This is a genomic window from Chryseobacterium sp. FG46, from assembly GCF_057809135.1.
The window spans coordinates 25,549-36,891 of record NZ_JBMDJJ010000015.1; the positions used below are offsets into that span (position 1 = coordinate 25,549).

Here is an 11,343-nt window from a genome sequence, read left to right on the forward strand (position 1 = left end):
ATGTAAAATTTTAAAAGTCATGAATATACTATATATCAGATCATTTAGTGTTAAGGTATTTTTCGTAGGGGCATTATTATTATCTATGCTTCCCAAAGCTCAAATTGTAATTAATGTCACTATACCCTGGACAGCTAATGATATCCTGTCAAAGAAATATTACAAGGATATGGCCTCATCACATAGAAAGCTAAATTTGGTGTATGCCATAGGAAAAACAGTTCTTATGAAAAGAACAAAAGATATTTATATAGAGCCTAATCAGGAGCTTACCCGTATATCATCCGGTTTAACTTCAAAAAAAGGCGATATTTTGAAATTTGTATCCGCAACAAGTTATGATTATATAAAGTATAAATATCCGATAGTACCTGTTTCCCCGCTTTCAAGTGGTAAAGTTTCAAATCTTTTGGTAAGAAGAAGATTCTCAAAGAAATTTGATTCTGAGAAAGAAAACATCACCAATTATCTGGATGCTGCCAACTATATTCCTGAGGGAGAACGGCTGCGCTTAATTCAGCAGGCATTAGATAAAGTAATTAGAGTAACACTGGAAGATGAAACATATTAAATCAATATTCACACTCTTGCTTTTTTTTAGCTTTGATTTTTTTTATACACAAACCTGGGCTTTTGATATTAATGATTATACCGTTGCAGGAACCAAAGCCTTAATTATTGCAGGTTTAGGAGCAGAAATTTATCTAAAGGACGAGCAAAATAAGTTGTTTGAAAAGCTTACCAAGCTGGAAAAAGAGATTGATAACAAAAAAACTATTAAAAGCGTAAATAGCCTTGTCCTTGCTTCCACTTCTCTTATTATGATTGAAGATACCAAAAAAGATATAAGAAATATCAGAAATGTTATTAATATCATAAAATACAATCCATTGTTTATTAAACATTCACTGGGAAAGAAATCTGAGGATCTGGCCATTGAAAACAGATACTTAGATGAAGCCCAATCAGACTATTACAGATATTTGGCATCAGGAATTCTTTCCGGAGGGCTGGGGCATGTTTATATAGTCTTGGGAAAGCTTTTAACAAGGATTTTGAAAATCAGGGCTACTGTTTTGTCTATAAAGAAAGATCTGCAATCCATATCGGTAATCAATAAAGTCTTAATTAAATAGTAATAGAAGGATTAGCAAAATGCAAAAATTAATGATGTTTAAAAATACAAAGTAAATGACAATACAAGAAATTTTAAATCAATATAGGTCAATTCTTCAAACCAGATTTGATCTGTTTATTAACGAGTCGAGACCGTATGTTCTTCTCATTGCCGTTACATTTACTTTTGTTTTTGTAGGGTATAAAGTAATGAAAGCAATGTCTGATCCGGATGAAAAAATTGGTCGCGATGCTCTTTTAAGGCCCATTCTTACTCTTATGGCTATTACATTATACATTCCTTTGGTAAAATTACTATTATTTGATACAGTAGATATTTTATCAGAGATAGTAAAACACGGTGCCTATAAAGTGACAGGACGAAGCCCCGCAGATTTTGAGGAGGCGTTTCAAAGGGGGATTACCCATGTGCAGGGAACAGGAGCAGATGGAAATGGAGTGTATGATCTACTGCAGATTAATCCTTTTTTAGAACTTTTCCACATCATTATTTATTTTGTTGCTTCTGTTGTTGGGGGATATGTATTAATGAGACAATTATTGATGATATTTATCTATTATATTTTGGGAATGTTTGTTTTACCGTTTTCACTCATTGTATCTAATGAAAAAATTCTGATGTCATGGTTCTTTGGATTCTTATCTATACTGCTATGGGAACCCATATTAACAATTATGAAAGTAATTATCGTTCTTTTACCTGTTGGAAATACAGAATTTACGAATGTTCTTCTTTCTATTGCTTTCCAGGTTATTATGATACTTATGATATTAAAAGTTCCGCAATTTGCTAATCTATTGGTAGATCCTGAATCAGGTAATAAATTTAGTAATAGAGCCGGTTCTGTTCTAAGAGGTTTACCTGGAAAAGCCTATAGTAAATTGAGGGGGAAATAGTAAATCCTTCGGATTGGTATTTAATTAAATAACTTGTCAACCTATTTTAGGACTAGTCATTTCTTTAATTAATACTCGAGATTAATGATTAAAAAAGGTTTTTTTTATTGCTAACCCTTCGACAGGCTCAGGGTGACAAGTCGAATGCCAACCGAAATTTTTAAGCGTTGTCAGGTTGAGCCTGTCGAAGCTATTATTATATAACAATTCAAAAACACAACTCTGAGATGACAGAGAACACTTTTAAAAATAATTCCTGCGAAATATTATACTCACTGATGCAATCCAGGCTTTCAAAAACCCAGATGGATTGGATGAAAACAGCTATGCTATTTGAAAATGAGACCCTTTTCTTTAAGAACTTCGGAATGATTTCAAGAATGATTTCATCCGTATCGCCAGAATGGAGCTCATCTGAAAAAATTAACCTTGAACAACTGTATCCGGACCTTACCTCCGGCCAATGGAACCTTCAGCAGTTATGCCGATGTTTACTGATGAGTTATATTCCTGAAGATCAGAATGTAGCTGTAATAAAAAGACTAACACAGTCAGCAGACATCAGTGAACTTATTAGTATTTACAAAGGAATTTTCTTTCTTGAAAATGCTTGTGAGTTTGTTCCTCTCATTGAAGAAGGTATCAGAACCAATATCACCTCTGTTTTTGATGCCATAGCTCTTTTAAATCCCTTTGCAGCCAAATACCTGCCTTTGGATTCCTGGAATCAGTTGGTTCTTAAAGCTCTTTTCATGGAACGCCCGCTCTATCTGATCACCAATCTGGATCTGCGCAAAAATGAAAAGCTGGTTTTCATCGCCACGGATTATATTCATGAAAGATGGTCTGCAGAAAGAACAGTATCTCCAGAAATCTGGCGATTGATGGACGGATTTGTAAATAAAGTGGTAACAGCATATCTATTGAAAGTTATTGAATCTGGTGACCAACTGTCAAAGCACGCAGCCATCATCGTGCTTAGAGAAAATGCTTCCAACACCTGCAATAATATATTAAGACCTATAAATACTACTTTGTGGAACTATATCGGCGAACAATATTACATCCAAAATAAAGAAAGATAAAGATGTATCAAATAATGAGTGTTGTTGATCTCAAAATAACAGGTATTTTAAACTAATAGATAGAAGGTTTAGATTTTGACAGTAAAATATTAAATATATTTCTTATTAGTTTCTAGGGGTCTCAATTTTTTCTTCAGGATTGGATAGCATATAAATATTTAGCTTCCTATTGGGAGACAAAATTATCCAAAGTGGCTTTGGCTGCTTCCTTTGCAAAAACATAAATTCTTTTCAGTAGATATGAAAAGAATTTATGTTTTTGTAAACAATATATTTTCAGGTTTTCCTGATTTGATATTTAACACGGATTGATGTTTGAAATTAGCAAATAGCCTGTATAAATCCATTCAAATTATGGGTATGGGTGATATGTCTTTTATTGCTATGGGCTTTCAAATAGGTGAGCATACTCTTCCAAAATTCTTTCTTTTCAAGCCACATTCCGGAACTATTTTTTCCTCATGATTTTTACCTACGGCTAAATAAATAGTCTTGTTAAGGGCTTTTGAGTTCTCCTCAACTTTGAAGTACAAACATCAGGATATACCTCGTCTAGCATTCGGTATTCAATATCGTTTATATTTCTTTAGCAGATGCTTTTTAGTTCTGCCTGTTTTCAGATCATACAAAGTGCTGTTCAGGCAGCTGGAATAATTGGGTATGAAAAGAGAAAGATGGGCTTTTGCCCATCTTTCATTGTACACTTAAATACTAATAATAAGCTATATCCTCAATAGTTTCCTGGCTTATTCCGATTTAGATAACTTAAAGCTTAAAATGATGAAATTTAGTATTATGAATAATGGGATAATATTAAAAATCGGAAATTGCCCAGGCAGATATAGTTTTTTGCACTCAAAGATCTTCTTCTAACTTTTATTGATTTTCATTATTAGTAGAGTATACATAAACAATTTAATGTTTAACAAAAGTATTGAAATAGCTTAAGTAATGAGAAATATAAGTTGTAGATATTAAACCACATCAATGAAGTTATAGATTACCATATGACGTAGTTTTTGATTTTTAGGGTAGAATAAAAAGCAAAAAGATGAGCTCAATGAGCCCATCTTAATCCTGTATCATCGTAAAAATACAGGTAGCTAAATAGAATGAATGTTTAATGAATTCTTATGTAAAGCGTGTCAATAAGAATAGTTATAAGCAAAATAACTTTTAATATTATTTCTTTTTATGAAGCAAAGCTATACAATTATATCGCTTAAAAGGGTATCTGAACTGTAGTTATTTAATGACGCATCTGACATTTTTAATTGTGATTATTAAGGATTTAGAATAGTAAAAAGCCCTGTTTTTAAAGTTTAAAGCTGGGCTTTTCCAAAATAAAGTTATTTTTATTCAATAAAGCTTTTATTGGGATAATTAAGACACAGCTGAAGTTGCTTCTTGCGCGGTTGATTCTCCTGATTAGCCACAATATGCGGAAAGAAATAAATGATATCAATGTATTGTTCTTTGCTAAGATGCATCGTATTGACCAGAAATTTTTGCATATATCTCGTATAGGAATCGAATAGCAGTGTTCCTTCTAATGTTAGCCCTACTGCAGTAAGAACAGCTTTGGGATGCTTAAAGAATTATGTAGCATCGTTTTTAAAATAGATACAATATTTTAACTATTTTTTATGAGCTTGATTTCGGTCTCCCAATCTTACCAGATCAACGGTGTTTTTAATATTCAGTTTTTTATAAACTCTTGCTTTATACGTACTCACAGTGGAAAGATGAAGGTTCAGCTCATTCGATATTTCAATATTCCCATACCCTTTAGCCAGCAGATCAAATATTTCCTTTTCTCTTTCGGATAAAGTTTCCAGCGGATTAATGGGAGTCTCTTTTTTAGCTGAAGAAACCAGTTTTTTTACAATATCCGGAGAGTAGTACGTTCCGGTTTCAAAGATCTGCTGGACAGCCTCCAGGATATTGTTTTCATCCGATAGTTTATTAATATATCCATCAGCTCCCTCAATGATATACTGTGCGGCAATATCATTGTCATATACTGAAAAAACAAGAATTTTGAGATTGGGCTGTATTATTTTTATTTCACCAATCATACCCAAATATTTACTTTCCGGCATATTGATATCTAAGATGAGCAGGTCAAACGACTCTGCGTATAGTTTTTCTGTGAGTTCAGTATAGGATTCTGCACAGGAAATTATTACATCTTTGTAGTGAGATTCCAGAATTAGGGTAGTACCTAATCTTACCACGAAGTGATCATCTGCAATAATAATTTTTTTAATCATATTTCTTTTTAATTTTAATGGACACAACAGTTCCCTTAGGGGTATTATTTTTAAATTCAATTTTACCATTGATCATCATGAGTAGCTGAAGAATAAGATGTAATCCTAAACTGTATTTTTGTAAAACCAGTTTTTCATTTTCAATATTATCCTGAAGTTTTTCATAATAGGTCATTTGTTCCTTGCTCATTCCTTTCCCCGTATCTTTTACTTCCAGGAAAAAGGTTCTGCTGTCTTCACTAGTAGAAATCTCTATGATCCCATTGGTGGTATTTTTAATCGCATTGTCTATGAGATTATGGATGATAACAGCAATTACATTCTGATTGTTTTTTGAGTACGTAGGATCTTTAATATTGTTGATAATAAGCGTGTTCTGCTCTTTGGCAGCGACCTCAAAAAGAGCTTTTTTAGCTTCCACAACTTCGTAGACATTATATTTCTCATTTTTTTCAGAAATGTTATAAATTTCAGCGTATTCCTTTAAAGTTTTCACGAAATTGTAAAACTCCACAGAAGACTTGTAGAAACTCTCGAAATATTTCTTTTGTATGTAACGGTCATGTTCGTCTGTTTCATACAACTTTTGGGCTGTAATGGATAAGTACTTTATAGGAGTAATAATATCATGACTTATCGTCTCCAATAGCTTTTTCTGCTGCACACTCTCTTTTCGGAGCTGTTCCTTGGTATATTCCAGTTTTGAAACTGTTTTTGATAGTTTTCGGGTTCTTATTGCAATAATTTCTTCAAGTTCCTTCTTTTTTAATTTTTGTCTTTTTAGTCTGAATTTTATTAATTTTAAAATGAGGATTGATATAATAAATAGGATAAAAAGCTTAAAGATGAGTACCTGATAAAACAAGTGTTTTACATTGATATCAAGTGTTTTATAGATGTATTTTCCCCTCGGAGAAGTCAATACCCTCACCATAAGCTGATATTGGCCCGGCTCCAGGTTGGAGATGTAATATTTGCCATCACTGCCTACCCTTTCCCATTTTTCATTCTTAGAACCTTTCAGCTTTCCTTCGATAACCAGATTAACTCTGTTAGCATAATAAGGAACATCTATTAAAATGACCGCTTTATAAAAATTGTTTTCCAGATTAATATTCTGTCCTTGTATATTGCTTTTGCAATCATAGAATATAACCCGTTCCAAAAAGAAGTTTTTAGGGTAATAGCTTCTTATTTTTTCAGGATCAAAAAATACAAGACCTTTGATAGAAGGGAATACAAAATTTCCATTTGGAAGAGCTGCAGCACTGGGAGAACATCCTCCATTGAACTCATTGGTATTAAAACCGTCTTCTTTGCTGTACCGGTAATAGCTAGGTAAAGTTTTTTTGTTTCCAGAATATTGCAGCAGACTGCTTTTTAGCACCTTGAATAATCCATTATTGGTGCTGATCCAGAGAAACCCTTTTTTGTCTTCAAGAATGGTATGTGAAAATGAAAGATATCCATTTTCATCTTCGGGCATTTTGATAAGTTGGCCTTTTTTATATAAAAAGAACCCATTTCCCTGGGTCATGATCCAGACATTTCCATCCTCAGTTTTTGTAATTTCTCTTACATGTAATGAAGCGGCTGATATTTTTTTAGGACTAAAAGAGGGTCCTTCTATTGAATATAAAGCATCTCTGGTTCCTACCAGCCATTTATCATGGTCATATTCATGAACAGTGGTTACAATATTAGGAATGGAAAACTGTAAAAAAGGATTTTTAAAGCCGGAATCTTTATAAAAGGAAAGAGAAGATTTTAAAATAGGTTTGTGAAATGTTACAATAAAATAATTTCTCAGTTTCCAGGCATGAGAGGGCTCATTTTTAAAAGCAAGATTTTCTTTTTTAGAATAATTAGACTTTTTAAAAAAGCGTAATAAGCCGGATTCCCGCTGGACAAGAATATTCTGTTGATTATCATACAGTAAAAAAAAATGATTGGTTGTGTTAAAGTGATATTGTTTTACCAGTCCGTTTTCATTGTATACATCACCTGATGAAGTAATTACTTTATCATTTTCAAAGGGAAGTATTGAGTGAAAGATATTTTCATAAGATTTATCTGATTTGTTGGATACATGAAAATTGTTGAATTTTATCACATTTAATCCATCAGATAATGTACCAAGGTAAAGCTTATTGTTAGCTTCATCATGATAGATGGAAGATAAGGAATTTTTATTAAGATCATAATCTGCTAATTTTTTTAAGCTAAAGCTATTGTTCTCATAATGTATTCTATACAATTCATGATTCTGGATAATAAAAGATTGGTTGTTTATCTGGCTCCAGTATACTTTTATATCATTCTTAAAAAATACTTCAGGTGCATCCATATAAGTTATTTGGAATGGAGAAATTTTAATTATTTTTTTTAAAGATCTGGAAATGATAAAAATATTCTGGTCAAAACAAAATGTATCTGAGATATAGCGTTTACGCAGGTTTTTCAGCGTTTTAATTTTGTGGTTTTTGTATTGTATTGTTCCATCGTGCAACAGATGATAATAGTTTTCCTTATCAAAATAAACAAAGAAATCTGTATTTTCAAATGGCTCTGGTATTGCATTCTTGGTGAAAATAAAGTTCGATCTGCTTTCACGTAATACTCTTTGCAGGCAGCCTAATTTATGACTTAGAATACTTACATTTCTTTTAGATATTAATGCGATATTTTCATTATATGCTGTTGTATTGTAAATAGTGTCTTTCTTAGCGTTTCCCAAAAAAGAAGTAAATCTGTTATTCTTAAATTTGAGATGATTATAGGTGACAAAATTATTTCCGTCATAACGTACCAAACCATTTTCTGTACTGATCCAGATGAATCCGTACTTATCCTTGATAATATCCTTCACACTGTTCTGAGGAAGTCCTTTATCTGTATCATACCATACCGATGCGGGCTGCTGGCAATAATACAATTGTATATTTATGAAAAATATAAATATAATTTTATTATAAAACATTTTTAATACTTGTAATTATAAGGTATTCCTGGTGTAGAATTATAAAATTCAGCAAATTTTAAAAGCTAACAGAAGCGCTGAGTGTCATTTTAAAACTACATGCTTTTAAATTTAAAAAGATGATTTTATCAATTTATAAAGGCTTTTAGACTAAACTGTAGATGCTAATTAAATACTTCCTGAACTTTGTATTCTGTGATAAATCCAGAGCTTATTTGTTTTAATATTCTGTTGGGTTGTTTTTTTGATATTAATGATAAAATAAATAACATTTGTTGTATTTATGGTAAAATAAAATCAATGATGTCAGACGAAAATAAATAGCCTATTTTTACATTTTAAAAGCCGTCTGGAATTTTTAAAGATAGTATCAGAAATATCACAGGCAGAAAGAAATTTCTGATTTTTAACTGTAACTGTTTGAAACAGAATAATAAGGATGATGAATCATCAATAAACAAAAAATAGACTTAGAATCTATTTTGTTTTTTTCGCGGATTGTGTATTCTGCTAAAGAAAATTTTAATTGTTGGATTATCAGAGTCCTGAATTTATTTTTTCCTTGTTGTAAGTTTGTTCAATGTTGGATTTAGAATTTCCTGCTAAAGATAAAATAGTTAAAGATGTATTGTCTAGTTTTTTAATCAGTAGTTTGTCAATATCACTTGAAACCTGTCTTATACCTTCAGTGTGATACCATAAAAATAATGTATCGTGAGAAACTTCCCATTGTTCATACAGTAATGTGTTCATATTTATTGATCTTGCAACACCATTTTCATGAAGTTCAATACCTTGCTTTTCGTTTTCTTGCCCCGGAATAGCTTGAATCCATTTTCCTACAAGTTCAGTCATCCGGACATTGTTGTCTGATACAGACTCCGGATTTACTTCTGTAGTTTCTTTTTGAGTACATGCTGTCAAAATACCAAGGATCATTAGTGAAAGTGCCTTTTGCATTATAATTCTACGTTTTTTATGTATCTGTAAGTTTTTGATATTTATATTGTTATATGTAAAGCTGTTATCTGTAATCACTAACTGAGTATCTAGGTAAAGAATGATCCTGTTAAAGTAGCTGCGATGTAAATGAGAAGTTGAATTCTCCTAAAAATTGATAGTAACTCTCTATTATTGGTGTCACTATAATGTCAATACATATTATCCGCAAAAGTACATAAATGTTCCTTATATGAGTTTTCCTAATCTGTAGTTATAAAACTACATAAAATACAATTTAAATTGTCATTTATTAATATGTCTTATAATTTTTCATTTATATTTCACGTTTTACAGAATTATGTAGTTTTAAAACTACATACATAAGATGCAATACTACATATATGGTAATTTATTTTTACACAGTAAGCTTATTTTTTTAGTTTACTCTGTTTTAAATTTGCACTATCAAAATGAATGAGTTTAATTCTTGAAAACAAGAGAACCATTAATTCAGTAATAAAAATGCAAATAGAAGAAAAATAAAATATATTTAAACTCTCAAAAAATAGTAACAAAAGCCATCCGTAGAACACTACATCTATCTAAAATTATATGGCCTTTATAAAGATTTTAATTCCACTTTTTTGTTTATTCTTAAACAAAAAATCTCATTTTTTCTTATTCTATTTCAATGTAAAGGTTTTATCAGTTTTGTGCTGGTATTGGCCAAGTACAATTGGATTTACTTACTAGTTCTATATTTTTCACTTCAAAAGTTTAAACACTAAAATTAAAGCAATGAAAAAAAATTTAACAACTTTATTAACAGCAGCCCTATTGGTAGCTTCTTCTGGCATTTTTGCACAGACAGCAGGTGTAGGGATTAATACTACAACACCTAATTCCACATTGGATGTCAATGGAAAACTAGGAAATACTGATATTGACGGACTTCAGGCACCAAGACTTACCCGCGCGCAGCTTTCTGCTAAAGGAGATGCTCTTTACGGAACCAATCAAAAAGGAGCATTGATATATATTACAGATATTTCAGATGGTGATAATACAGGAACCAGACTTAATATCGACAGCATTGGATATTACTATTTTGATGGTACAGTATGGCAAAAACTGACCAATACTAATATTTATAATGCAGATGGTACTCTTACCAATACCAGAACGGTTACCCAAAATGGAAATGATCTCAGATTCGTGAATGAACAAAAGACAACCATTAATAATAGTGCCGGTCTTGGTATAGTGCAGGATTCTGGTATAGGAACAAGATCTTCAATGGGGTTTTCCAATAATGGAAATTATTCTTTATTTATCTATTGTGATACCAATTCGGAAGCACAAATTTCAGCTACAGGAAACAGTACTGGACTTACTATTGGGACAGGTTCTACAAAAGCACCTACAGGTATTAGGTTTATTACTACCCCAGTTGCGGGAGATACTGGAAATACGCAAGTAAGTATTGAACCAGATGGAAACTCATTTTTTGTTAAAAATGTTGGTATTGGATATTCAACAACTACTTTTGCGGCAGGTGAGAAATTAAAAGTAAACGGAAGTATTAAAACTGCTACAGCCACTTATCCTGATTATGTATTTGAAGAATATTATACTGGGAAATCCTTACTGAATTCTAAATATAAATTTTTGAATATTTATGATACTGAAAAATTTATCAAAGAGAACAATCATTTACCTGGTGTAACTTCTATTAATGATTTAGCAAAAACGGAAAATGGGCTTTATTCATTTAATTTATCAGAACTTTCAACCCAGACCCTGGAGAAGGTAGAAGAACTTTATTTGCATGTTATAAAGCAGCAAGCACAGATTGACTCTCAAAGAAAACAAATTAATGAACTAATTAACCTGACCCAACAATTACAAAAGAAAACTAAGTCAAAAAAGCATTAGTAACAATTGTTATAATAACTTTACTATTCTGATAGAATACAGGATAAAAAAAACGGAATATCTATTCCGTTTTTTTTATCCTCAATATATTCTT

General features: G+C 31.6%; 8 protein-coding genes. 5 read left to right on the forward strand and 3 right to left on the reverse strand.

Annotated elements, in window-relative coordinates; all coding sequences use genetic code 11:
• The first annotated feature begins 19 nt into the window (after positions 1 to 19).
• From ACODR7_RS12660 to ACODR7_RS12675, 4 genes are all read left to right on the forward strand, one after another.
• Entirely contained in the window at positions 20 to 571 is a 552-nt protein-coding gene (locus ACODR7_RS12660; RefSeq protein WP_488839483.1) for a hypothetical protein, read from the forward strand.
• Positions 558 to 1,136, forward strand: coding sequence for a hypothetical protein (locus tag ACODR7_RS12665; protein ID WP_488839484.1), 579 nt, complete (start codon positions 558 to 560; stop codon positions 1,134 to 1,136). The genes ACODR7_RS12660 and ACODR7_RS12665 overlap by 14 nt, the downstream gene beginning before the upstream one ends.
• 55 nt (positions 1,137 to 1,191) lie before the next feature.
• Positions 1,192 to 2,034 (forward strand): hypothetical protein, encoded by an 843-nt coding sequence (locus tag ACODR7_RS12670; protein ID WP_488839486.1) that lies wholly within the window; start codon positions 1,192 to 1,194, stop codon positions 2,032 to 2,034.
• Positions 2,035 to 2,261: 227 nt separating this feature from the next.
• Positions 2,262 to 3,119 (forward strand): EboA domain-containing protein, encoded by an 858-nt coding sequence (locus ACODR7_RS12675; protein WP_488839487.1) that lies wholly within the window; start codon positions 2,262 to 2,264, stop codon positions 3,117 to 3,119.
• Between the two features lie 1,637 nt (positions 3,120 to 4,756).
• Here ACODR7_RS12675 and ACODR7_RS12680 read toward each other — a convergent pair.
• The 3 genes from ACODR7_RS12680 to ACODR7_RS12690 form a co-directional block, all read right to left on the reverse strand.
• Positions 4,757 to 5,392 (reverse strand): LuxR C-terminal-related transcriptional regulator, encoded by a 636-nt coding sequence (locus ACODR7_RS12680; RefSeq protein ID WP_488839489.1) that lies wholly within the window; start codon positions 5,390 to 5,392, stop codon positions 4,757 to 4,759.
• Entirely contained in the window at positions 5,385 to 8,327 is a 2,943-nt protein-coding gene (locus ACODR7_RS12685; RefSeq protein WP_488839491.1) for a ligand-binding sensor domain-containing protein, read from the reverse strand. Before ACODR7_RS12685 ends, ACODR7_RS12680 begins: the two co-directional genes overlap by 8 nt.
• Positions 8,328 to 8,909: 582 nt before the next feature.
• The gene (locus ACODR7_RS12690; RefSeq protein WP_488839493.1) at positions 8,910 to 9,332 is read right to left on the reverse strand and encodes a lipocalin-like domain-containing protein; all 423 of its coding nucleotides are present in this window, start codon (positions 9,330 to 9,332) and stop codon (positions 8,910 to 8,912) included.
• 780 nt (positions 9,333 to 10,112) lie between these two features.
• Here ACODR7_RS12690 and ACODR7_RS12695 point away from each other — a divergent pair.
• Entirely contained in the window at positions 10,113 to 11,249 is a 1,137-nt protein-coding gene (locus ACODR7_RS12695; protein ID WP_488839495.1) for a hypothetical protein, read from the forward strand.
• Positions 11,250 to 11,343 lie beyond the last annotated feature (94 nt).